Raw genomic sequence first — 24,485 nt, 5'->3', positions numbered from 1 at the left:
GGCGTTGCGCTCCAAGGGCACTTCAAAGAATAAAACCGCAGGTGACGTCATGGCCACATCTCAACCCTTGCAACTGCTGGCGCCTTTGGCTGGCGTGCTGATACCGCTGGATCAAGTACCCGATCAGGTGTTTTCCAGCCGCGTGATCGGCGACGGTCTGTGCATCGACCCGACTTCGTCAACGCTGTGCGCGCCGCTGGCCGGGGTGATCAGCAACGTGCAGGCCAGCGGGCATGCCGTGAGCATCACCGATGACCACGGCGTTCAGGTGTTGCTGCACATCGGTCTTGATACGGTGAACCTCGCCGGTCAGGGATTCACCCGATTGGTTGAAGAAGGTCAGCGGGTGGAATTCGGTCAGGCACTGATCGAGTTCGATGCCGACTACATCGCTTTGCATGCCCGCAGTTTGATGACGCTGATGCTGGTGGTCAGCGGCGAGCCTTTCACCTGGCTGACCGCGCCAATCGGTCTGGTCGAAACCGGCCAGCCATTGCTGAGCCTCGCCAGTGCAGAAACCACCGCCGAGGAGCCTGCGACGCCACAAGGCGAAGCGTTTTTCTCCCGGTTTTTGAAATTGCCCAATCCCAATGGCCTGCATGCGCGTCCGGCAGCGGTTTTCGCCCAGGCGGCGAAGGGTTTTGCAGCAACAATCCTTTTGCACAAACAACAGGCCGAAGCCAACGCCAAATCTCTGGTGGCGATCATGGCGCTGCAGACCGCTTTGGGTGACAGCGTGCGGGTCAGTGCAGTGGGCGAAGATGCTGAGGCTGCTATCAGTGCGCTCTCCCGGTTGCTGGCCGAGGGTTGTGGTGAGGCGGTGACCGCGCTGCCGGCGGAGGTTCAAGTCGAGACCATCGAGCCTGAGAGTCCGGGCGTTCTGCTGGGGGTCTGCGCTTCACCAGGTTCGGCGTTGGGACGAGTGATGCAGGTCACCGAGTCGACGCTCGACGTGAGCGAATTTGGCGCCGGCCCGGCTATCGAACAGGAGGCTTTGGCCAATGCTCTGATCGAGGCGGATATGGCCTTGCAGCATTTGCGCGATACCGCCACCGGCGAGGCCAAGGCCGAGATCTTCAAATCGCATCAGGAGCTGCTCGAAGATCCGAGCCTGCTCGATCAGGCCCAGGCGTTGATTGCCGAGGGCAAAAGCGCCGCGTTTGCCTGGCGCGCCGCCACCGAGACAACAGCGACACTTTTCCAGCAACTCGGCAGTGCGTTGCTGGCCGAAAGGGCGGCGGATCTGGCTGACGTCGGCCAGCGGGTACTGAAACTGATCCTCGGGATTCGCGAGCATGCGCTGGAGCTGCCGGCCGGAACCATTCTGATTGCCGATCAACTGACACCGTCACAGACGGCCGGGCTCGATACGAGCAAAGTGCTGGGATTCGCCACGGTCGGCGGTGGTGCAACCAGTCACGTGGCGATTCTGGCGCGGGCCTGTGGTTTACCGGCAATCTGCGGGATGCCTGTGCACATGCTGGCGCTGGCCAACGGCTCACAGGTGTTGCTCGATGCCGACAAGGGCGAGTTACAGGTGCATCCGGACGCCGTGGCGATCAATCAATGGCAGGCCAGGCACGAGCAACAACACCAGCGCCGTCAGCACGAACACGCGCAGGCAACACTGGCGGCCTGTACCCACGACGGACATCACATCGAAGTGACCGCCAACGTCGCTTCGCTGAGCGAGACTGAACAAGCGATGGGCCTGGGTGGTGCGGGTGTGGGGCTTTTACGCTCGGAGTTTCTTTATCTGGATCGCAACCACGCACCGACTGGCGACGAACAAGCGTCGACCTACAGCGCCATCGCCCGGGCCGTGGGGCCGTCACACAATCTGGTGGTGCGCACACTGGATGTCGGCGGTGACAAACCTCTGACCTACGTGCCAATGGATAGCGAAACCAATCCATTTCTCGGGTTGCGCGGGATCCGCCTGTGTCTGGAGCGCCCGCAGCTGTTGCGCGAGCAATTCCGGGCGATCCTTGGCAGTGTCGGTCTGACCCGCCTGCACATCATGTTGCCGATGGTCACGCAGCTCTCGGAGCTGCATCAGGCTCGGCAGATGCTGGAGCAGGAAGCGCTGGCGCTCGGCCTGGTCGAGCTGCCCAAACTGGGGATCATGATCGAAGTGCCGGCGGCGGCATTGATGGCCGATCTGTTTGCGCCGCACGTGGATTTCTTTTCGATCGGCACCAACGATCTCACCCAATACACCTTGGCCATGGATCGCGATCATCCGCGTCTGGCCAGTCAGGCCGACAGCTTTCATCCCTCGGTATTGCGCCTGATCGCCATGACCGTGAAAGCCGCGCATGCCTACGGCAAATGGGTCGGTGTGTGTGGGGCAATGGCCTCCGAACGTCTGGCCGTGCCGTTGTTGCTCGGGTTAGGCGTAGATGAGCTGTCGGTCAGCGTGCCGCAAATACCGGCGATCAAAGCCGCAGTGCGCGAGGTGCATCTGCTCGACTGCAAAGCCATCGCCGAGCAGGTGCAGGGACTGGAAAGCGCTGAAGAAGTGCGCGAGGCGCTGCGCCTGTATCACGAGGCGACGGTCGATACTCTACGGGTTCTGGAGAACTGAACATGTTCGATAAATTGCAGAAAGCCTTCTGGAAAGCGCTGACCCCGGATCTGGTAGTGGACGAGCCGAAAGTGCAGGCCGTACCTGTCGAGGGGCTGAGTGCGCAGATCGTGGTGGCGCTGGGGGGAGTGGATAACCTCGAATCGCAACAACCGGCGGCGTTGACCCGAGTGCGAGTGACGTTGCGCGATGTCTCGCGCATGGATCGCCAGGCGTTGAGCGATGCCGGTGTCGCCGGCGTCATGCCGTTGGAGGGGGGTGTGGTGCACCTGATTACCGGCCTGCGACCTCAAGCCGATTGACGATGTGCGGCCTCAGGTCGCCCTTACTGTTTCGCAATTGCAGGTGTATCGTATTCGCCTTTTACGGGCCTTCAGGGTCCGTCGCTGATACGTGAGGTAGTTGAGTTCATGTCCTTTACCCGTCGCCAAATCCTCGGTGGCCTTGCCGGTCTTGTTGTCGTTGGCGTGGGAGCGGGGGGCGCGTCGCGTTACTGGCTGGGCAAAATGGCTGACGCTGAGGCTGGTCACGACTATGAGCTGATCGCCGCGCCACTGGACGTCGAACTGGTGCCGGGGCACAAGACCGAAGCCTGGGCGTTCGGCCCGTCGGCGCCGGGCACCGAGTTGCGCGTGCGTCAGGGTGAATGGCTGCGAGTGCGCTTCATCAATCACCTGCCGGTGGCGACCACCATTCACTGGCATGGCATTCGCCTGCCGCTGGAAATGGACGGCGTGCCTTACGTGTCGCAGTTGCCGGTGCTGCCGGGCGAATACTTCGACTACAAATTCCGTGTGCCGGACGCCGGCAGCTACTGGTATCACCCGCATGTCAGCAGCAGCGAAGAACTCGGTCGCGGGTTGGTCGGGCCGCTGATCATCGAAGAGCGCGAACCGACCGGTTTCAAGTACGAAAAGACCCTGAGCCTGAAAAACTGGCACATCGACGACGAAGGCAAATTCGTCGAATTCAGCATCCCGCGTGAGGCCGCGCGTGGCGGTACGGCGGGGCGGCTGTCGACCATCAACGGCGTGCCGTTGCCAGTGATCGAATTACCGGCAGGGCAGATCACGCGAGTGCGACTGCTCAACCTCGATAACACCCTGACGTATCGCATCAACATCCCGGGTGTCGAAGCGAAGATCTATGCGCTGGACGGCAACCCGGTCGAACCACGGCCGCTGGGCAAGGAATACTGGCTTGGCCCGGGCATGCGTATTTGCCTGGCGATCAAGGCGCCAGCGGCTGGCGAAGAACTGTCGCTGCGCAACGGCCCGGTTCGACTGGGCACCTTGCGTTCGGTGGCCAACACCGACGCCCCGACTGAATGGCCGAAAGCCTTGCCGGCCAATCCGGTGGCCGAGCCGGATCTGGCGAATGCCGAGAAACTCAACTTCAATTTCGAATGGGTCGGGTCGGTGTCGGTCAATGTCGACAACGGCAAGCCGCCAAGTCTGTGGCAGATCAACGGCAAGGCCTGGGACATCACCGACAAGACCTGTGCCGATCGGCCGATTGCCAGCCTGAAACTGGGCCAGAGCTATATTTTCGAATTGAAGAACATGACGCAGTATCAGCACCCGATTCATTTGCACGGCATGAGCTTCAAGGTGATTGCGTCGAACCGGCACAAGATCATTCCGTACTTCACCGACACCTATCTGCTGGGCAAGAACGAGCGCGCGCAAGTGGCGCTGGTGGCTGATAACCCGGGGGTATGGATGTTCCACTGCCACGTGATCGACCACATGGAAACCGGCCTGATGGCCGCCATCGAGGTGAAGTGATGCGCCAGATTCGCCCCGCAGCGATCATCGACCGCAGCCGTGATCGCGATTTCATGCACGAAGCCCTGGCCCTCGCCGCGCAAGGCGCAGCCCTCGGCGAAGTGCCTGTGGGCGCAGTGCTGGTGCAGGATGGTGAAATTATCGGGCGCGGTTTCAACTGCCCGATCACCGGAAGCGACCCCAGCGCCCACGCAGAAATGGTCGCGATCCGCGCCGCTGCTCAAGCCGTGAACAACTATCGCCTGCCGGGCAGCACGCTGTACGTGACGCTGGAACCGTGCAGCATGTGTGCCGGGTTGATCGTGCATTCTCGGGTGGCGCGGGTGGTGTATGGCGCACTGGAGCCGAAGGCCGGGATTGTGCAGAGTCAGGGGCAGTTTTTTACCCAGGGCTTTTTGAATCATCGGGTGTTGTATGAAGGCGGGGTGCTGGCGGAGGAGTGTGGGGCGGTTTTGACTAAGTTCTTCAGAGCCCGCCGAGCCAAAAGCCCCTCACCCTAGCCCTCTCCCAGAGGGAGAGGGGACTGACCGAGGTGATTGGCAGAGGTGCGGCGACCGGGATATCGAGTTGAACTCGGATCCTGAAACGCTCAAAGATCGGCTCCCTCTCCCTGGGGAGAGGGCTGGGGTGAGGGGTGGGCTCACCGCGGTGTTAGGGAGTTTTAGTCACTTGCGGGCGACGATGACCGCCCGCATCGGCGCCGGCAGCCCTTCGATGGTCTTGCTGTGATCCTCAGGATCAAGGAAGTCGCTCAGCGACTGATACTTCATCCATTCGGTCCCGCGCTGTTCCTCGACCGTTGTCGTACTCACATCGACACAACGAATGTCAGTGAAGCCGGCGCGGCGCAGCCACAGTTCCAATGCAGGCACCGACGGCAGGAACCACACGTTGCGCATCTGCGCGTAACGGTCTTCCGGCACCAGCACCTGATGCTTGTCGCCCTCAACCACCAGCGTTTCCAGTACCAGTTCGCCACCCTTGACCAGGCAGTCCTTCAGCGCCAGCAAGTGCTCGATCGGCGAGCGGCGGTGATAGAACACGCCCATCGAAAACACCGTGTCGAAACCTTCAAGGTTTGGCGGCAGGTCTTCAAACGGGAATGGCAGGTGCCAGGCGTTTGGTTCGGACAGGTAACGTTGCACAGCCTGGAACTGGCAGAAGAACAGCCAGTTTGGATCGACGCCAATCACACTGTCCGCACCGGCACCGAGCATGCGCCACATGTAGTAACCATTGCCGCAACCGACATCGAGGATGCGTTTGCCTTTGAGGTCCAGATGCGGGGCGACCCGCGACCACTTCCAGTCCGAGCGCCATTCGGTGTCGACATGCACGCCAAACAGATCGAACGGTCCCTTGCGCCATGGCGACAGGCCCATCAGCGCGGTGTGCATTTGCGCACGGGTTTCTTCGTCGCAATCGGTGTCGAGTTTCAAGCCGTTGAGCAGATCGACTTCGCTCGGCTGGATCTTCGGCAAGGCGTCCAGCGCACTTTGCCAGCGCTCCAGATCACCGTGGCCTTTCTCCATTTTCTTGTCGAGTTGCGCTTGCAGGGTGTTGGCCCAGTCGGCCAGCGGGGTACCGGCCAGGCGGCGGGCGAGGGGGGACAGATCAATCATGGCAAGGCAATCAACGAGGCAAAGTTAAGACACTGGAACCACGGCACGACTTTCGAGAACCCGGCGGCCAAGAGGCGTTCGCGGTGTTCTTCGAGGCTGTCGGGCTTCATGACATTTTCGATGGCGCTGCGCTTCTGGGCTATTTCCAGTTCGCTGTAGCCGTTGGCGCGTTTGAACGCGACGTGCAGATCGGTGAGCAAGGCGTGTTCTTCGGCATCGTTGAAGCGCAGCTTCTCCGAGAGAATCAATGCGCCGCCGGGCAGCAACGATTGGCGGATGCGCGAGAGCAGGGCGGTGCGCTGATCCGGAGCGATAAATTGCAGCGTGAAGTTCAGCGCCACCACCGAAGCTGGCTGGAAGTCGAGCGCGAGGATATCGCCTTCGATCACTTCGACCGGCAGCAACTCCTGGAACATCGAGTTCTGGCCATTGAGGTATTCACGGCAACGCTCGACCATCGCCGCCGAGTTATCCACAGCGATCACTCGGCAACCGTCGGTGCGCACATGGCGGCGCAGCGCCTGAGTCACTGCACCGAGCGAGGCGCCGAGGTCGTAGAGCACGCTGTTTGGCTGGGCAAATTGCGCAGCGAGCACGCCGAGGTTTTCGACGATGGTCGGGTAACCCGGCACCGAGCGCTTGATCATGTCCGGGAACACCCGCACCACGTCTTCGTTGAAGGCGAAGTCAGGCACCTGGGCCAAAGGCTGGGCGAAAATGCGATCGGGTTCTTTGCTCACGGCGGTTTCCGGCGGTGTCGGTGGAAAAGGCCGGCATTTTAGCCAAAGTGGCGCGGGGATGCGCGGGTTGTCCGACGTGGCGAGGGGATTTATCCCCGATGGGTTGCGAAGCGGCCCCAAAACCGGTCAGCACGGTATGTCAGGCAGACCGCGTGCATAGGTTTTACGACTGCTGCGCAGCCGGTCGGGGATAAATCCCCTCACCACAGGATTTAGCGGTGTTTTTGGGAGAAGGCCGACGCCGCGATGCCCCACTGCCCAAGCCAATAGCTGAGGATGATGATGTACGGCGCGGCATTGAACGGCGCGACGAAGCGGTTGATGCCGATCACGCTGTCGGAGAACACAAACATCACGGCACCTGCCGCAGCCAGCAACGCCGAACGCTTCGGCACATCAGTTCCCAGGCGAGCGAGGGCGCGCCAAAGCATCGCGCTGATGGCGGTGCCGTAAACAATCACGGGAATCAGCAATGGCCCGAGTCCGCTGGAAATCAGAATGCCCAGCAGCACCGCGCCGACAACGACGGCGAGCACCAGCGGCAACAGCGCCAGACGTTTGCAATCGCTGAGGTAAGCCTTGAGGTACGCCAGATGTGCAACCAGAAACGCTCCGAGGCCAAACACAAACAAATCCCCCGGCCACGCGAGCAATACATCGCCGAGCAGCGAGAAAATCAGTCCAAGGCTGATCCAGCGCCGATAGTCGCTGGGCGGGGCGTCGTGTAGCCAGCCGAGCAGCGCCAGCACCGGTAACGGTTTGACCAACAGGCAAAGCAGCGCCGCGTGGGTGCTCACACCGTAGAGAAAAGTCACCGCGCCCATCAGCGCCAGAATCAGCCAGCCCACGATCAGTTCACCGAAATGGCGCAGTCAAAGGTTTCCACCGGCAACACTTCCGGTGCCCACGGCTGTTGCGAGGTCAAGCGCAGACGCCCGGTGCCGGGGGCGAAGGCCTGGAAGCGCCAGGTCGAAAGGCCGGCAGCGCCGACCACACCGGCATCTTCCGGGTTGCTGTAAACCTCGGGGCTGAGCGCACGCAACACGCCACCGGCCGAGTCCTGAATGGCCCAGCGATAACCCGTGGTCGGGTTGCTGGGCAGCATCACGATCAGGTTTTGCCCGTTTGTCAGGCGCACGGGGCATTCGCTCTGTTTTTCCACGGTCACGTTGTGTTTCGGCTGCGTGGCGCAAGCGGCCAGCAAGGAAAGGGCGAGGGGGACAAACAGGCGAGTGGGGGACATAAGGTCAGCGGCTCCGGCGTTTACGACGAACGGCGAGCATAACTGAAGATGAGACAAAGTGTGACAGTCAGGGGAGGGGTTGTCAGGACTGACGCCTTCGCGAGCAGGCTCGCTCCCACAGTGGGCAGCGGTGTTCACAATTTCTGTGTTCACTGCACAACCCTGTGGGAGCGAGCCTGCTCGCGAAAGCGGTAGAGCCGGCGCTACCGAGTTATCAGAAGAGCACCTTCGCAACATCCGCAAAACGCTTGGCAAAGTGCACGGTAATGCCTTCCTTCAAATACTCCGGCAATTCGTCGAAGTTGCCACGGTTCGGCTCCGGCAAAATCAGTTCGAAAATCTTCTGCCGCCGCGCCGCAATCACCTTTTCGCGCACCCCGCCAATCGGCAGCACATGCCCGGTCAGCGTTAACTCGCCGGTCATCGCCACGCCTTTTTTCGGCGCTTGATTACGCGCGAGTGAGAGCAGGGCACTGGCCATGGTCACGCCGGCGCTCGGGCCGTCCTTTGGTGTCGCGCCTTCTGGCACGTGCAGGTGGACGAAGGCTTCGTCGAAGAACTTCGCGTCTCCACCAAATTGCTTGAGGTTCGAGCTGACATAGCTGTAAGCGATCTCCGCCGATTCCTTCATCACATCACCCAGTTGCCCGGTGAGTTTGAAACCACGGTTGAGCGTGTGAATCCGCGTCGCTTCGATCGGCAATGTGGCGCCGCCCATGCTGGTCCACGCCAGACCGGTGATGACGCCAGTGCCGGACAGCACTTGTTCATTGCGGAACACTGGATGACCGAGCGAAGCTTCCAGATCTTTCGGTCCGAGTTTGATCACCGCTTTCGGCTCGTCGATCAGCTTCATCACCGCTTTGCGCACCAGTTTGCCCAGTTGTTTTTCCAACTGACGCACGCCGGCTTCACGGGCGTAACCGTCGATCAAGGCCTTGAGGGCGCTGTCGCTGATGCTCAGGCTGCCCTTGGACACGCCGGCCTTTTCCAGCAGTTTCGGCCACAGGTGACGCTTGGCGATGGCAACTTTTTCTTCGGTGATGTAGCCCGACAGGCGAATCACTTCCATCCGGTCCAGCAGCGGGCCAGGGATCGAATCCAATGTGTTGGCGGTGCAGACGAACAGGACTTTCGAAAGGTCCATGCGCAGGTCGAGGTAGTGGTCGAGGAATTCGACGTTCTGCTCCGGGTCGAGGGTTTCCAGCAGCGCCGAGGCCGGGTCGCCCTGGTAGCTCTGGCCCATCTTGTCGATCTCGTCGAGCATGATCACCGGGTTCATCACTTCGACGTCTTTCAACGCCTGCACCAGTTTGCCCGGCTGCGCGCCGATGTAGGTGCGGCGGTGGCCCTTGATCTCGGCTTCGTCGCGCATGCCGCCGAGGCTGAAGCGGTAGAACGGTCGGCCGAGGGATTCGGCGATGGATTTACCGACACTGGTTTTACCCACGCCCGGCGGGCCAACCAGCAGCACGATGGAACCGCTGATTTCGCCTTTGTAAGCACCGACGGCGAGGAATTCGAGGATGCGATCCTTGATGTCGTCTAGGCCGGCGTGGTGTTTGTCGAGGACTTTGCGTGCGTGCTTTAGGTCGAGTTTGTCTTCGCCGTACACGCCCCACGGCACCGAGGTCGCCCAGTCGAGGTAGTTGCGGGTGACCGCGTACTCCGGCGAGCCGGTTTCGAGGATCGACAGCTTGTGCATTTCTTCTTCGAGGCGCTTTTGCACCTGCGCCGGCAGGACTTTGCCTTCCAGACGCTGTTCGAACTGTTCAAGGTCGGCGCTGCGGTCATCCTTGGTCAGGCCGAGTTCCTGCTGGATGACTTTGAGTTGTTCTTTTAGGAAGAACTCGCGCTGATGCTCGCCGATCTTGCGGTTAACTTCCGCCGAAATCTCTTTTTGCAGGCGCGCGACTTCGACTTCCTTGCGCAGCATCGGCAGGACTTTTTCCATGCGCTTGAGCATCGGCACACAGTCGAGCACTTCTTGCAGCTCGGGGCCGGTGGCGGACGTCAGGGCGGCGGCGAAGTCGGTCAGCGGCGACGGGTCGTTGGGGCTGAAGCGGTTGAGGTAGTTTTTCAGCTCTTCGCTGTACAGCGGGTTGAGCGGCAGCAGTTCCTTGATCGCGTTGATCAGCGCCATGCCGTAGGCCTTGACCTCGTCGGTCGGCTCGGTGGGCTGATGCGGGTATTCGACTTCGACCAGATACGGCGGGCGGTGGTGTTTGAGCCAGGTTTTGATGCGTACGCGGCTCAGGCCCTGGGCGACGAATTGGAGTTTGCCGTTTTCGCGACTGGCGTGGTGGACTTTGACCAGGGTGCCGTATTGCGGCAATACGTCGGTGTTGAAGTGGCGCGGGTCTTCCTGGGGGGTGTCCATGAAGAACAGGGCCAGGGAGTGGTGTTCGGATTTGCTGACCAGTTCGAGGGTTTCGGCCCAGGGTTCTTCGTTGACGATGACCGGCAGGACTTGTGCCGGGAAGAACGGGCGGTTGTGGATCGGGATGATGTAGACCTTGTCCGGCAGGTTCTGGCCGGGCAGGGCGAGGCCTTTGCCGGAGGCGGTGTGTTCGATGTGTTCGGCTTCGGTGTAGTCGTCGGGGTTTTCAGGGAATTCTTGCTGGTCGCTCATGGGGCACCTGCGCAATGGGGTATGGGTCTTAGATGGGGCAGGGCTTGGGTGGTTTCAATGGGGGGCGGTGTTTCTGCTTGTGTGTTCAGGGTTTTGACAGGGTTCACGCTTTGGACTTGGCGACCTTTGGGCCGACCATGTTCTTGGGGTTTTGGGGGTATATCCGTTTTTGCGGTGCCGCTGCTGGCGGTTTCGCTTTTACAGCGAGTCACTTTTGCAGACGCCCAAAAGTAACCAAAACGCTGGGCCCCGGCGTTCGGCCCGCTCGCTGGGGCTCGGGGTTCCTTCGTTACGGTGCTCATCCGGGGGCATCGCCTCCGGTTTGCTTCGCTGCACCTCCTCTCGATGTGTTCGACTTCGTCGAACGGCGCTGCGCGCCTACCCCCGGATGAACACCTTCACTCAGCCTGCCGAAGGGGCCGGTACGTCAAAAGCTGCAGCCGAGCTAACGCTCATCCTGTTGAGTGGTGAGGAGCGCTCGCTTGGCTTTTGTTTTGTGGTGGGTTTGCCCACCCCAGCCCTCTCCCTAGGGAGAGGAGGCCTATTTGTGGGCTTTTCAAAATCTGAGTTCGCCTCGGTATTTCACGTCGGCGTACTTCTTTCAAACACCTCGGTCAGTCCCCTCTCCCTTTGGGAGAGGGTTAGGGTGAGGGGCTTTTCAGCTGTGTGTTGGGGATTGGGAGATTTCGTGGTTATCCAGTACGCGGTTCACGGCCAGTTCGGCGAGCATGATGATTTGCTGGATCGCCAAAATCGTGCGCCGTTGCGGGAGGTCAATGTAGGCGGCGATGTCGCTGGTCATGAGGCTGGCTTGTGCCAGGGATTCGCAGGCATGTACCAGCAGGCTTTCGCTGTCTTGATCGGGCGCGACCTGGAACATGGTGCTGGGTTTGTGGAAGCGCAGGGTTAAGGCGTTGGGTTTTAGGTAGTGGTCGAGGGCGCGTTCGGCGGCTTCGTGGAATTTCTTCGAATCGGGGGATTGGTAGGGCGAGGTGTCGTTGGTTTCTGGTGGATTGGGTGTTGGCTTTTTCATTTGTTGCTCCTCAGGAATTGGGCCATTCCTCTAATTGCCGCGACGCAAAAAGAGGGGTGGTAGCTGTACGCGGGTTCGCGGACCGACCTGAGGCATTCGGCATACCCGAAGGTATCCCGCGTACAGCCACCATAAAACAAGCACTCGGGGTGCTGCTGTTAAGCGGCGGCAATTATGCCCCAGAAGTCGGGCCGCGACGCCCGTTCGCTGAATTTGCAGCGACCCCCAGAGCCTATCCAGCCGATTTCCGAGACACAACCGACGCGACTTGTCGGAAAACTCCGCGCAATTCCCGGCATCTGTAGGACAAGCACAATTCCTACAACCCCACACATTCCAACCTGTAGGAGCTGCCGAAGGCTGCGATCTTTTGACGTTGATTGTCAGAAACAAGATCAAAAGATCGCAGCCTTCGGCAGCTCCTACAGGGGGAATTAAAAAAGGCGACATCCCTCACAGGATGTCGCCTTTGTTTTACCGCCGCTAAATCTTATTCCGGCAGTTTGTACGCAATCACATAGTCACCCATTTTGGTGCCCAGCGAGCCGTGGCCGCCGACAACGAGCAGGACGTATTGCTTGCCGTCCTTGCCGGTGTAGGTCATCGGGGTCGCTTGGCCGCCAGCCGGCAGACGCGCTTTCCACAACTCTTTACCGGAGTTGACGTCGTAGGCGCGCAGGTACTGGTCGAGGGTGCCGCTGAGGAAGCCGACGCCGCCGGCCGTTACCATCGAGCCGCCCATGCTAGGCACGCCCAGGGTGAAGCCGATCGGGATTGGCGAGCTGTCGCGGCTGGTGCCGTTTTTGCGTTTCCACACGACTTTGCTGGTGGTCAGGTCGATACCGGCGACGTAGCCCCAGGCCGGGGCCTGGCACGGTACGCCGAATGGCGACATGAACGGGTGCATGATCACCGCGTATGGCGCGCCAGTGTTCGGTTGTACGCCAGCGGTTTCGCTCTCGCGTTTGCTGCCGGCGGCGACTTGCTCGCGTGGCACCATTTTCGAGACGAAGGCCATGTAGTTCGGGCTGGTGAACAGCATCTGACGAACCGGATCGACCGACACGCCGCCCCAGTTGAACACGCCAACGTTACCCGGGTAGATCAGGCTGCCCTGTTCCGACGGCGGGGTGTACTGGCCTTCATAACGCAGTTCCTTGAACTGGATGCGGCACAGCATCTGGTCGAACGGGCTCGCGCCCCACATGGCTTTTTCGGTCAGTTCCGGGGCCAGCAGGTTGAGGTCCGAACGGGCCTGGGTCGGTGCGGTGCGGTCGCCTTTCACGGCGCCTTGCGGTACCGGGATTTCCTTGATCGGAATGATCGGCGTACCGTCACGACGGTCGAGGACGTACAGGCTGCCCTGTTTGGTCGGAGCGATCAGCGCGGGTTTCACGCCGTCGGCGGTTTTCATGTCGAGCAGGGTTGGCTGGCTGCCAACGTCCATGTCCCACAGGTCGTGGTGGGTGAACTGGTAGTTCCAGCGCACTTTACCGGTGGCCAGGTCCAGGGCTACAACACCGGCGCTGAATTTCTCGGCGCCCGGGGTGCGGTCGGCGCCCCACTGGTCTGGAGTCTGGTTGCCCAGTGGCAGGTAAACCATGCCGAGTTTTTCGTCGACGCTGGCCAGCGACCACATGTTGGCCGAGTTACGGCTGTAGGTTTCGCCTGGGGCCAATGGCTCGGTGGCGTCGGGATTGTTGCTGTCCCAGTTCCACACCAAGTGACCGTCGCGCACGTCGTAGGCGCGGATCACGCCCGATGGCTCGTTGGTCGACTCGTTGTCGGTGACGTGACCGCCCATGATCACCAGATCACGGGTAATCGCGGCCGGCGAGGTGGAGTAGTAGCCACCGGCGGTGAACGGGCCGATGCCTTGGGTCAGGTCGACCACACCTTTGTTGCCGAAGTCTTCGCAGATTTTGCCGGTGTCGGCGTTCAACGCGATCAGGCGCGCATCAGCGGTTGGCAGGTACAGACGACGTGGGCAGGCCTGAGCAACGGCTTTGCCAGCTTCGGAAATCACGGCGGAGGCCGCGTTTTCAGACTTGGCGTAAGCGGCTTCGTCGTAGTACGACACGCCACGGCAGGTCATGTGGGCGAAGCCTTTGAAGCCGACCGGGCTCTTGATCTGCGGGTCGAAGCGCCACAGTTCTTTACCGGTGTCCGGGTCCAGTGCCAGCACTTTGCTGTGCGCGGTGCAGGCGTAGATCATGCCGTTGGCTTTGAGCGGGGTGTTTTCGTTGGTCAGCTCAACCGGGTCATCAGCGGTCGGCAGGTCGCCGGTCTGGATGCGCCAGGCTTCTTGCAGCTTGCCGACGTTGGCCGGGGTGATCTGCTTGAGCGGGGAATAACGATCACCGAATTCGCTGCGGCCGTAGGCCTGCCAGTCGCCATCAGGCATGGCTGGCGCGGTGCTGGTCATGTCGGCTGTGTCGCGGCCCAGTTCGCCGAAAGTTTCGCCCGGGTGGGTAAACAGGCTGGCCAGAGCCGTGACGCCGGCCAGAACCACCGCCACGGTCAGACCGCCGGTGCCCATTGGCGCAGGGCCGGCGAGCAGCAGCGGACGACGGAACCACGGCAGCAGCATCACGAAACCGAGGGCAAACCACAGCGCCAGACGCGGCACCAGTTGCCACCAGTCAAGACCGACTTCCCACAAGGCCCAAACAGTGCTGGCGAACAGCACGATGGCGTACAGGCCCAGCGCCGCGCGACGGCGCAGCAGCATCAGAATGCCGGTCAGCGTGATGCCGATACCGGCCAGCAGGTAGTACAGCGAGCCGCCGAGCATGCTCAGCTTGACTCCCCCGGCCAGCATGGCCAGGCCCATCAGTAGAAGCAGAATGCCGAGCAGGCCCGGTAGCAGACGGCCCCGACTCGAAGCACTTACGGTGCTCATAGTGTGAATCTCCGTGACGTTTATGTAGTCCCGCGCTGTAGTCACTTTAGATGACGATTTGGCGTGGGCATGGTTCAGATAAAACTTGTTTGGCTAACTAAATTTCCTGTGGGAGCGAGCCTGCTCGCGAAAGCGGTGTGTCAGTCGACTTCTTAGGTGAAGTTGAAATTGCTTTCGCGAGCAGGCTCGCTCCCACATTTGATCCGTGGTGTTGGTTAGAACGAGGACTGGATCTTCAGCCCCGCGATCAGTGCGTCATCGACCTTGTCCACGCCGCCCGGATGGCGGATGTATTGCAGGTTCGGGCGTACGGTCAGCCAGTTCGTCACGTGCACGCCGTAATACAGTTCGGCGCTGTATTCGGTGTCTTGCGGCGGCAGGAACGATGGATCGTCGTAGTCGTAGACCGCGTTGGCCCGGTTGCTCGCTTCGGCGTTTTTGCGATAGGCCGGGTTGACGTGCACGCGGGCCAGGGCGAAGCCGATGTCGTCTTTGGCGCGGGCGTCGAACGGGCCTTTATAGGTAAGGCCGGCCTGGACGTAGTTGTCGATGGCGTTGGTTTTCTTGTCGTGCATCGTGGCGTTGGCGAACACGCTCAGGCCACGGCTGTTGTCGCTGGCGATGCTGGTGATCTGCTGCTGGGCACCGAACCACACGCCGTGTTTGCTCGACGCGCTGCGGTAGGCTTCGCCGCTCAGCGCTGCCGGTTGGCCATTGTTGTCTTTATAGACGTCAGTGGCCTTGGCGTTGCTGTAGTAGTAACCGGCGCGGTATTCGCCCGGCAGGCCGTTGAGCTTCGGCGTCCACACCAGTTCCACCGGCAGGATCGCGCCTTGGGTGCCGCTGCCGCTGAGTTTGAAGCCGTTGCCGCGATCAAGGTTCGACGGGTTCTGCTCGTAGGCGCCGACCTGTGCGTACAGCTCCGGCGTCAGGTGATATTTGACGCGCATGGCCCACTGGCTGACCGGCCAGTTGTACCAGATGCCGCCGACCCAGTTGCCGACCTGCGAACCGCAGAACGCCAGGTTCTGGAAGTCGCAGGGGAAGGTATTGAAGTCTTCGCCTTCGCCGAAACGGCCGACTTTGATGTCGAGTTTCTGATCGAAGAATTTCTGCTGGTACCACATCTGCGTCAGGCGCGTGGTCTGGCCACGGCCCCAGACTTCCTGAGCCGAGGTGAAGCCGCCGACGCGGGGATCGTTGATGCGGTCGTTGCTGATGTTGTTGCCGCTGCGTTTGGTGATGGTCAGTTGAAACTCGGCGTCGTCCCAGCCGAGGATCTTTTGCAGGTCCAGGTGTGTGCCGAGGCCGAACTGGTCGCTGTAACGTGCGGTGCGGTCGTGGTCGTAGCCGCCGTGCAGGTTGCTGCCCATTTCGCCGGTGTAATCGAGTTTGAAGTCGTAGCCTTTTTCCGAGAGTTCGGTGCGCGTGCCGTTCCAGTCACCGAGCATGTACGGTGATTCGCTGTCGAACGCGGGAGCCGCGTGGGCGCAGGTGGCGAGGCCAAGGGCGGTGCAGCCGCCGATCACGCGCAGGGATGAGATAGCGCTGTCTCGGAAGAACGGAAAATCGGGCATAAAAGGGGTCTTTCTTGATCTTTTTTTGGGGATGAGCTGACCGCTACGATTTGACGCAGGCAGTGAAGCGATTCAGCGGAAAGGCGGCAGGATAATGATCTGTAACAAAAAGACAAAGGGGTTTTATTGACATGAACAGTTTCGGATTTGGTAACAGTGCGGCAAACGGGCGCATTGCGGGTCTGGTCGCAGGCTGCGATCTTTTCGGGTTGGCCTACATTTGATGCAAGGCCTTCCACCCGATCACCCCCTCGGCTAAGGTGCGCGGCTTCTGCATTTTCACTTCGTCCAAAGGCCTGGCATGAACGAACAATCCCCCGATCCGCTGCACGGCGTAACCCTCGAACAGATCCTCACCGCTCTCGTGGCCCATTACGAATGGTCTGGTTTGGCCGAGCGCATCGACATCCGTTGTTTCAAGAGCGATCCGAGCATCAAGTCGAGCCTGACGTTCCTGCGTAAAACCCCGTGGGCGCGGGAGAAGGTCGAGCGTCTGTACGTGAAGCTGATGCGCACCAAGCGACCGCTCTGAGATGGACGCCGTATGGCGCCGACGCCTGATCATCCTCGCCGCCATGCTTGGCTGGGCGGGACTGGCCATTCAGCTGTACCTGATTTTCTTCGCGCGTTTGAGTGTCGGCGCCAGTCTGTTGGGCGGCCTGGTGAGTTTCTTCAGTTACTTCACGGTGTTGACCAACACGTTGGTGGCGACGGTGCTGACCTGCGCCGTCTCGTCGCGTGAATCGGCCGCGCGCCGCTGGTTTTTGCAACCGTGGGTGAGCAGCGGGGTGGCGGTGAGTATTGCGGTGGTCGGGGTCGCGTATAGCCTTTTGCTGCGGCATTTATGGCACCCCGAAGGCTGGCAATTCATCGCTGACGAATTGCTTCACGACGTGATGCCGTTGCTGTTTCTGGGCTATTGGTGGTGTTGCGTACCCAAAGGCACCTTGCGTCTTTGGCATCTGCCGCTGTGGCTGATTTATCCGCTGGCGTATTTCGCTTATGCCTTGCTGCGCGGGCATGTGCTGGGGGCGTATGCGTATCCGTTCATTGATGTTTCGGTGCTGGGTTATCCACAGGTGTTCATCAATGCCGGGGGGATATTGGTGGGGTTTGTGGTGATTGGGTTGGCGGTGATTGGCCTCGATCGCTGGTCTCGGCCTCAACTGCACAGTTGATTGAAAACTGTGGCGAGGGGATTTATCCCCGATGGGCTGCGAAGCAGCCCTGATACCTGCCAGCGCGATTTACCTGATTCACCGAGGTGCTGGGTTGGGGCTGCTGCGCAGCCCATCGGGGATAAATCCCCTCACCACAATAGTCCCCAGTCACAGTTGGTTTGTACAAAGCAGGGGATATCATTCCTCTTCTTCAGAACCCTCGGCGCGCCAGTAGCCGACGGCTTTCACCAGCTTCTCGTCCAGCCCGTGCTCATCGAGCAACACCCGGCGGATCTGCCGCGAAACCTTGGTCTCGGTCGCCACCCACGCATACAGATTGCCTTTGGGCACCTGCAACTGTTTGACGGTGGTCAGCAGGTTGTCCTTGCCGCCGTCGCGCAATACCCAGATCACATTGACCTGCGCCGCGCTCTCCAGCGCTTGCTGCTCGGCGCCGTTTTCCACTTCGATCACCACCAGCGCCTTGCGATTGGCCGCCAGGCCTTCGAGGCGGCGGGCGATGGCGGGCAGGGCGGTTTCGTCACCGATCAACAGGTAGCTGTCGAAGATGTCCGGCACGATCATCGAGCCGCGTGGGCCGCCGATGTGCAGGAACTGCCCAGGTGCGGCCTGTTCCGCCCAGGTCGAGGCAGGGCCATCGCCGTGCAGGACGAAGTCGATGTCCAGCTCAAGTTTGTCGAGGTCATAGCGGCGCGGGGTGTAGTCGCGCATCTCGGGTGTCGGGCCATCGTTCTTGCCGCCGAGCACCATGGTTTCCAGCGCGGCCGTTTGTTCGGCGTTCTGCGGGAACAGCAATTTGACGTGATCGTCGGTGCCGAGGCTGATGAACCCGGCCAGCTCCGGCCCGCCGAGGGTGATGCGGCGCATGCGCGGGGTGATATCGACCACGCGCAACACTTCGAGGCGACGGCGTTTGATTTCGTGTGTCACGCGGTGAATGGTTTGGGTATCGACTGCAGTCATTCGGCTTTCTCCGGGGCAGGTTGAACGGCTGGGCCGTCGACGATGGCTTTGGCGGTGTCGTTGAGCAGATCACGCACGCGCTGGATTTCTTCCGGGCTCCAGCGCCCGTGGTGCAGTTGCAGGGCGTGGCGCAAGTTGTGCACCGCCTCGTGGATTTCCGGCGGCCGGTCATGGCCACGCAAAGAGCGTTTGCTGACGTCGATGCGCATGCGCACGCCGTCGAGGGCTACGGCTTGCTCGCTCAGGGACAGGCGCCCGGCGTCGGTCACGCTGTAGCGTTTTTTGCCGCCCTCGGCATCGCCTGTGATCAGTTCGCTTTCTTCCAGAAAGGTCAGGGTCGGGTAGATCACGCCGGGGCTCGGGCTGTAGGCGCCGTCGAACATGCCTTCGATCTGGCGGATCAGGTCATAGCCGTGGCAGGGCTGTTCGGCGACCAGCGCCAGCAGCAGCAACTTCAGGTCACCGGGGGCGAACACGCGTGGCCCACGGCCGCCGCGTTCGCGGCCGGGGCGCTTTTCAAAGCCGTCACGGCCGTCGCCGTGTTCTCGATGGGGGGAATGATGGTCTCTCATTTCTGTCTTCTCTCGTCACGTTTAGATAGAACTTAAGATATATCTTTACGCCGGCGCAAGACGTTTTTGCTCGGAGTACCGGCCAGCTGACGAGTGGGGTCTGTGCCGATGTTGCAATAGGCATTTTCGCGAGAGTCTTCAGCCATCGATAACTTGAAAGTTAAAGTTAACACTCTATTTGTCCTGAGTGATTATTCTAAAATCGCAACTAAGGCCCGCTGTATCGAGGCCGTATTGCTGTATGGTTTTTCAACTAAAACTGTATGTAGGGAATAACTTACAGTCATCGTTTTGATTATTGCTTTTTTGTTCTTTTTTCTTGCGGGTCATGGGGTTGTTTAACTACGTGCTTATAGGAAGTTACTTGCTTACTTTCCAGAGGCAACAGCCGATGATGCTCCGGCATTGAAAGTTCAAGTTGATCTGGCTCAACTCCCCTGGCGTTTGACTTGGACTTTCAATCACTCCTTCTCTTAAAGAAAACAAGGTACTGAACGATGTTCAAGAAAATCGCTATCGCTGCTCCTCTGGCTCTTCTGGCACTGGGTTCCTCGGGCGCTTTCGCCGCTGGTGAAGCCGCTCACTCGATCAATATCGTCGCTCAGGTTCCGACCAACGGCTTCTACGTGGTGCCGACCAATCCTGATCTGGTCAATAAGGATCAGGACATGAGCTACAACCCAAGCACCGGCAAGATGGGCGAAGTCACCGGTTTCTTCGACGTGCGCAACAACAACGGTTCGGTTCACGCCAGCCTCGACAGCGCACCGAAACTGATCGCGGGCAGCAGCAACATCGACTTGAAAGTCGAACTCAACAACAAGACCCTCACCCTGACTCCGCAAGAAGTAGTGGGTGAGGCCGAGTCGGACGTTAACTACCGTATGCCGGTGAAAATCAGCGCCATTGGCACTAACTTCGCCCCGGGTGATTACACCGGTGTTGTGGCAATGACCTTCGACGCCGTTCCTCCGGCCGTTACGCCTTGATCGAACGATCCGGCACCCAGCGCTGACCGCAGGTCAGCGTTCACCGACGGGGCAGGCAATCCTTCTGCTCCGTCGGACTTCCACTATTCGTAATCAGAGTAAGAGTTCATGTTCCCGATGACACCCATCGCGGCTGCGCTTGCGCTGCTGTTTTGTGCCAGCGCAGCCGTGGCTTCCAACTCCGCCGGCACCACGCCGCGAAGCCTGTTGGCTCAGGCCAAAGGTTTGCCGGCGGATTTCGAGGAGCACTTCTTTGACGTACCTTTGGCGGTTCGGGTCGAACTCGATCATCAGCCATTGGGCGAGGCCATGGTGGTGTTGTCCCGCGACGATCGCATCACCCTGCTGGAATTCACCGACACCAGCGAAAACCGTTTCGGCCCCGCCGAACGGGAGAAATGGGCGGCTTTTCTCAAGCCCGGCGTGCCACTGGGCAATTGCACCGGTTCCTGTCCCGATCAGGTGCTGGCGGTGCATTACAACCTGGAAAACTCGCTGGTTTCGATTCTCACTGAAAACGCCGAGCGCGACGTCGAGGCCAAGCGTTATTACGAACAGCCCGATGGCGGCAGCAGCGGTTTGATGGTGCGCAATCAGCTCAACCTCAATGGCGGTCAGGATCAGGATCTGGGCGGACGTTTCGGCCTTGAGGCCAGTGGCAGTCTGGGTAACTGGAGCCAGACGCTGAACCTGCAATTGGCTCGCCTCGGCGGTCCGGATGACAAGCTTTATCACGCGGTACACGAGCTTCACACCCAGCGCGAACTGCAAGGCAGTTTTTTCCGCCTGGGCTATTTCACCCCCAATTCCGAAGGGCTGACTCGCCAACCGCGCACGTTCGGCACCAGTCCCGATACGGCTGTCGGTGTCATGTACGGCAGCTCCGACAGTCTGGCCATCAACAGCCCGATGCCCAGCGTCTATCCGATTTATGTCACCGCCAACCGTCAGGGTTCTGTGGAAATCTGGCGCGATGGCCTGTTGATCAATACACAATCGGTGCCGGCCGGTTTGCAGACCCTCGACACCCGGCCCTTGCCCGGTGGCATTTATGAAGTGGAAGTCCGCCTGATCGAAGACGGCCAGATCACCTCCACCACCCAGGAGTTGGTGTACAAGCCCAACAACTGGCGCAACCTCGACGACCGCTGGCGCTACAACGTGTTTGCCGGTGAGGAAAGCAAACTGCTGAGCAACTGGGACACTCAGGCCAGCGGCAGCCCCACCGCCGGTGCGGCGCTCAATTACCTGCTGCATCCACGGGTGATTCTTGGCGTGTCGGCGCGGCAGATTCGCGAAAAGCTGCAATACGGCACGTCCATCGACTGGACGCTGGCCAACCACATCAGCCTGTATGCCAACGTCTACAAGACCGAGGATTACGGCACCGGTCTGGATCTGCAAAGCCTCTATAACTATGGTTCCGGCAGCGTGGTCGTCAGCCACAACCGCAGCTGGCTCGACACCACCAACACCTACGACACCCTGCCGGACGGCACCCGGATTCGTCCGCGCAATGTGTTTATCGGCCAGACCAGCAATTCGTCGCTGGCGCTCAACCATCGCGTCAGCAGCAAGAGTTCGATCAACGCGCGGGTGTCGCACAGCGAGGGCAACGTCGAAGGCGTCGGCATGGATCTGGGCTGGACCCAACGCACCGAACTGTTTGGCAGCGACGCCAGTTGGCGCTTGTCGCTGTTCGATCGGCCGGGCAGTTACAGCAGTGGCGATGCGCGCAATCGCGGCGTCGATTTGAGCGTCAACATGGCACTCGGCGCCCCCGGTCAGCAGATCACCGGCAGCATCGGTTCGCGCACGGCCCGCGATGGCAGTCGCGACAACAATGGCTCGATCGGCTGGCGCAAGGACTTCAAGGATCATGTACTGCAAAACGTATCGGTCACCGCGCTGACCGACACCTATGGCGTCGGGATGTCCAGTCTGACGAACTGGCGCACGGATGCGGTCAATGGCGATGCCTTCATTCAGCGTTCGTCCTACAACGGCAATTTCACCGGTGGCCTCAACGTCGATAGCACGTTGGTGGTCGGCGGCGAGAAAATGCTCATGACCAGTCAGTACGAGATGCGCGGTGCGGGGATGATCGTCGATGTGGAATCGGACATCGATGACATCGCTCTGCGCGCCGACGATTACAGCGGCGGCAGTGCGGCGTTGAAGCCGGGGCGCAACTTCATTCCGATCACCGCGTACCGCAACAGCTCGGTGAGTTTCGACTTCGAAGGCAACCACGTGCCGGCGGCCACCATTGAACCGGCGCGTACCCGCTATCACCTGAACAAGGGCGGCGTGGAGTACCGCAAGATCCGCGTGATGAAGACCCTGACCGTGCTCGGTCGTCTGGTCGACGGGCAAGGGCAACCGCTCAAGGGCCACCACGTGATCAACCACGCCAGCCGTGGGGTGACGGAAGTCGACGGGTTCTTCTCGATGGAGATGAACGCCGGCTCACCGACCCTGGAAGTGCGTCAGGGCAGCCAGTTGCTGTGCCAGTTCCGCCTCGATGCGAACCAGCACCGCAGTGAAAACAATGTGCTGATGATCGGCGATCTGCGCTGCACGCCGGACACGCTGGCCGACGTGACCTCCACCGATCAGAAGGCGGGTTGAGCCATGCACAAGTCCCTGTGTGGCTTGCTGCTGGCGTTGGCTTTGCCATCGGCAGAAGGCGCGAGCCAGGAAATCCGGGCGTTGTTTCAGCCTGATCCGTCGCAACCGAGCAAAAACGTGTTTATCAACAAGACACCGGTCAGTGGTTACTGCGCAAGTCATGTAAGCGAGTGCGCCGACAACAATATGTTCAGTCTGCAACTGCCGATTCGTTTTAACGCGCAGCGTCCACTGGTGCCGGCGGACTATATCCAGATCAGGGTGCCTGCCAGTTGGCGACAACTCACCGTCACGAACAGTGAAACCGGGGAAACGGAAACCGTCGAAGTGCGTATTACCGGGATTGGTTCCAATTATGTCCTGAGTGATGCTGCCACCGCGATCACCGGCGAAGTGGATAACATCGATGCGCATCGCAAGCTCTGGGTGGAAAGCAGCTGGGTCAATGCGCCGCCTCCCTGTCAGTACAGCGGTATGGGCTACCTCACACCCAAGACTTACCAGTTTTTCTGGAAAACACCTCAGGAAGGGGCGTGCACCAAAACCGCCGCTTACGCCATCCCTCACATGTCTATGGAGTACCTCGACTTTGCCTATGAGCTGCGCACACCCAATCCCTTGAACATGTCGTCGGGTCTGTACAGCGGCTCGATGGTCTACAGCATCGGTCCGGCCGGCGATTTCGATCTGGGGTCTTTGATCCAGCCGGACGACAACGTTCTCAATCTGGATTTCGTCCTCGACGTGCAGCACACCCTGAAGGTCGATCTGCCACCGGGCGGCAACAAAGTCATGCTCGAACCCGAGGGCGGCTGGATGCGCTGGATCGACAGTGGCCGCAAGCCGACAAGCATCTACCGCGACCAGCTGTTCTACATCTCCGCCTCGTCGCGCTTCAAAGTCATGATGCTGTGCGATTCGACTGGCGGCACACGCTGCAAGTTAGGCAGCCCGCGAGGCAACGTCACCGAAGTGGAAACCTTCCTGACATTGCCCGCCGGAATCGGTGGGCCGAGTGGCGGTGAGGTGAAGTTGCTCAAGCTGCTTTACAACACTTGGGTCGGGCCTTTCCAGCCCACTGTCTATCTCGACCGCAAGGCCGGCTCACTGCGTTTTGAAATGCCCAGGGACGCTATCGATTTTCTTTTCAGGCCCGGCCTGAGCGACACGCTCAGCGGCAACATCACCATTATCTGGGACTCGGAAGTGTGAGCACTCCGGTCAGGCCATTTCGTTTTTCATGGAGTTGAAACCGATGAAACGTGTTTTTTTGCTGGGTGTGCTCAGCGTGTTTTACCTGACGGCACAAGCCGGTCCGCAGATCAACGTCGGCACGGTATACGACTATCTGGATGCCGATAAAAGTACCTACCTGAAACGGATCTTCAACAGCGGCTACGCGACAGCGTTCGTCAAGGTCAACGTGCTGGAGATTGTCTACGGTGCTGATGGCACACCGCAGGAAATCCCGGTTCAGAACGCCGCTGACGGCGCCTCGCGCAACGGGTTGATGGCCAGCCCCGCGCGGCTGATCGTGCCGGCCCAGGGCATGCAGGGCACGCGTTTGCTGTACATGGGCGAGCGTGATCGCGAGCGCTACTTCCGCGTACGTTTCGTGCCGGTGGTGCCGGAAAAGGAAGATGAGTTCGCCGTCACCGGTGAAGAACGCGAAGACTACAAAAAGTCGCTGAAAGCCGGGGTCAACGTGATGACCGGGTTCGGCATTGTGTTTTTCGTGCGGCCCAAGGATGCACGTTTTGCCACCGCAATTACCGAGACCGACAGCCGTTATGAGCTGCGCAACGATGGCAACACGGTGGTGATTGTCGACGAGTTCAAAAGCTGCGCGGTGAACAAGGAAACCGACTGCGGCGCGACCACCAAGCACCACTTGCTGGCGGGCAAGACCTTCGCTTTCGACAAGGAGAAGGGGCGCGAGTACCGCTTTCTCCTGATCGAGGGTGGCGATAAGAAAGTCCTCAAGGTCGCAGGCGGCAAGGCCTGATTTCCAATGACGCAACGGGTA

At 60.2% G+C, this 24,485-nt stretch carries 20 protein-coding genes; 10 read left to right on the top strand and 10 right to left on the bottom strand.

What is annotated here, in order from left to right; all coding sequences use genetic code 11:
* The first annotated feature begins 49 nt into the window (after positions 1-49).
* From ptsP to tadA, 4 genes are all read left to right on the top strand, one after another.
* On the top strand, positions 50-2,587 hold the full coding sequence (gene ptsP, locus ACA043_RS23895) for a phosphoenolpyruvate--protein phosphotransferase (protein ID WP_497658039.1): 2,538 nt from the start codon (positions 50-52) through the stop codon (positions 2,585-2,587).
* A gap of 2 nt (positions 2,588-2,589) precedes the next feature.
* Complete coding sequence (locus ACA043_RS23890; RefSeq protein WP_497615297.1) at positions 2,590-2,889, top strand: PTS sugar transporter subunit IIB; 300 nt, start codon at positions 2,590-2,592, stop codon at positions 2,887-2,889.
* 108 nt (positions 2,890-2,997) lie between these two features.
* Complete coding sequence (locus tag ACA043_RS23885; RefSeq protein ID WP_187680609.1) at positions 2,998-4,374, top strand: multicopper oxidase family protein; 1,377 nt, start codon at positions 2,998-3,000, stop codon at positions 4,372-4,374.
* Complete coding sequence (gene tadA / locus ACA043_RS23880) at positions 4,374-4,874, top strand: tRNA adenosine(34) deaminase TadA (RefSeq protein WP_497615296.1); 501 nt, start codon at positions 4,374-4,376, stop codon at positions 4,872-4,874. Before ACA043_RS23885 ends, tadA begins: the two co-directional genes overlap by 1 nt.
* Before the next feature lie 165 nt (positions 4,875-5,039).
* Here tadA and cmoB read toward each other — a convergent pair whose 3' ends face one another.
* From cmoB to ACA043_RS23840, 8 genes are all read right to left on the bottom strand, one after another.
* Complete coding sequence (gene cmoB, locus ACA043_RS23875; protein ID WP_497615295.1) at positions 5,040-5,996, bottom strand: tRNA 5-methoxyuridine(34)/uridine 5-oxyacetic acid(34) synthase CmoB; 957 nt, start codon at positions 5,994-5,996, stop codon at positions 5,040-5,042.
* Entirely contained in the window at positions 5,993-6,736 is a 744-nt protein-coding gene (gene cmoA / locus ACA043_RS23870) for a carboxy-S-adenosyl-L-methionine synthase CmoA (RefSeq protein ID WP_095190508.1), read from the bottom strand. Before cmoA ends, cmoB begins: the two co-directional genes overlap by 4 nt.
* Positions 6,737-6,948: 212 nt before the next feature.
* Complete coding sequence (locus tag ACA043_RS23865; RefSeq protein WP_497658038.1) at positions 6,949-7,584, bottom strand: lysoplasmalogenase; 636 nt, start codon at positions 7,582-7,584, stop codon at positions 6,949-6,951.
* A gap of 2 nt (positions 7,585-7,586) precedes the next feature.
* Positions 7,587-7,979, bottom strand: coding sequence for a protease inhibitor I42 family protein (locus ACA043_RS23860; protein WP_187680605.1), 393 nt, complete (start codon positions 7,977-7,979; stop codon positions 7,587-7,589).
* A 214-nt stretch (positions 7,980-8,193) separates the two neighbouring features.
* Complete coding sequence (lon, locus tag ACA043_RS23855) at positions 8,194-10,611, bottom strand: endopeptidase La (protein WP_497658037.1); 2,418 nt, start codon at positions 10,609-10,611, stop codon at positions 8,194-8,196.
* 658 nt (positions 10,612-11,269) lie between these two features.
* Positions 11,270-11,644 (bottom strand): DUF6124 family protein, encoded by a 375-nt coding sequence (locus ACA043_RS23850; RefSeq protein WP_401266387.1) that lies wholly within the window; start codon positions 11,642-11,644, stop codon positions 11,270-11,272.
* A 490-nt stretch (positions 11,645-12,134) separates the two neighbouring features.
* Complete coding sequence (locus ACA043_RS23845; RefSeq protein ID WP_497615286.1) at positions 12,135-14,546, bottom strand: glucose/quinate/shikimate family membrane-bound PQQ-dependent dehydrogenase; 2,412 nt, start codon at positions 14,544-14,546, stop codon at positions 12,135-12,137.
* A 215-nt stretch (positions 14,547-14,761) separates the two neighbouring features.
* Positions 14,762-16,123 (bottom strand): carbohydrate porin, encoded by a 1,362-nt coding sequence (locus ACA043_RS23840; RefSeq protein WP_497658036.1) that lies wholly within the window; start codon positions 16,121-16,123, stop codon positions 14,762-14,764.
* 301 nt (positions 16,124-16,424) lie between these two features.
* On the opposite strand from ACA043_RS23840, the gene ACA043_RS23835 reads away from it, so the two are divergent.
* A complete protein-coding gene (locus ACA043_RS23835; RefSeq protein ID WP_187680225.1) occupies positions 16,425-16,655 on the top strand; it encodes a VF530 family protein in 231 nt (76 codons plus the stop codon).
* A 1-nt stretch (position 16,656) separates the two neighbouring features.
* On the top strand, positions 16,657-17,301 hold the full coding sequence (locus ACA043_RS23830; RefSeq protein WP_497658035.1) for a Pr6Pr family membrane protein: 645 nt from the start codon (positions 16,657-16,659) through the stop codon (positions 17,299-17,301).
* 180 nt (positions 17,302-17,481) lie between these two features.
* Here the strand turns inward: ACA043_RS23830 and ACA043_RS23825 are convergent, their stop codons facing one another.
* On the bottom strand, positions 17,482-18,267 hold the full coding sequence (locus ACA043_RS23825) for a siderophore-interacting protein (protein WP_489878799.1): 786 nt from the start codon (positions 18,265-18,267) through the stop codon (positions 17,482-17,484).
* On the bottom strand, positions 18,264-18,839 hold the full coding sequence (locus tag ACA043_RS23820; RefSeq protein ID WP_187680222.1) for a PadR family transcriptional regulator: 576 nt from the start codon (positions 18,837-18,839) through the stop codon (positions 18,264-18,266). The genes ACA043_RS23825 and ACA043_RS23820 overlap by 4 nt, the downstream gene beginning before the upstream one ends.
* A gap of 497 nt (positions 18,840-19,336) precedes the next feature.
* Here ACA043_RS23820 and ACA043_RS23815 point away from each other — a divergent pair, with 497 nt between their 5' ends.
* From ACA043_RS23815 to ACA043_RS23800, 4 genes are all read left to right on the top strand, one after another.
* Positions 19,337-19,828, top strand: a complete 492-nt coding sequence (locus tag ACA043_RS23815) for a CS1 type fimbrial major subunit (protein ID WP_187680221.1) — start codon at positions 19,337-19,339, stop codon at positions 19,826-19,828.
* Positions 19,829-19,936: 108 nt separating this feature from the next.
* A complete protein-coding gene (locus tag ACA043_RS23810) occupies positions 19,937-22,459 on the top strand; it encodes a CS1-pili formation C-terminal domain-containing protein (RefSeq protein ID WP_497658034.1) in 2,523 nt (840 codons plus the stop codon).
* Positions 22,460-22,462: 3 nt separating this feature from the next.
* Entirely contained in the window at positions 22,463-23,671 is a 1,209-nt protein-coding gene (locus tag ACA043_RS23805; RefSeq protein WP_497658033.1) for a hypothetical protein, read from the top strand.
* 43 nt (positions 23,672-23,714) lie between these two features.
* The gene (locus ACA043_RS23800) at positions 23,715-24,464 is read left to right on the top strand and encodes a molecular chaperone (RefSeq protein ID WP_497658032.1); all 750 of its coding nucleotides are present in this window, start codon (positions 23,715-23,717) and stop codon (positions 24,462-24,464) included.
* Positions 24,465-24,485 lie beyond the last annotated feature (21 nt).

This window comes from Pseudomonas sp. LBUM1648, from assembly GCF_059716145.1.
This window is presented reverse-complemented; position numbering and strand designations above follow the sequence as displayed.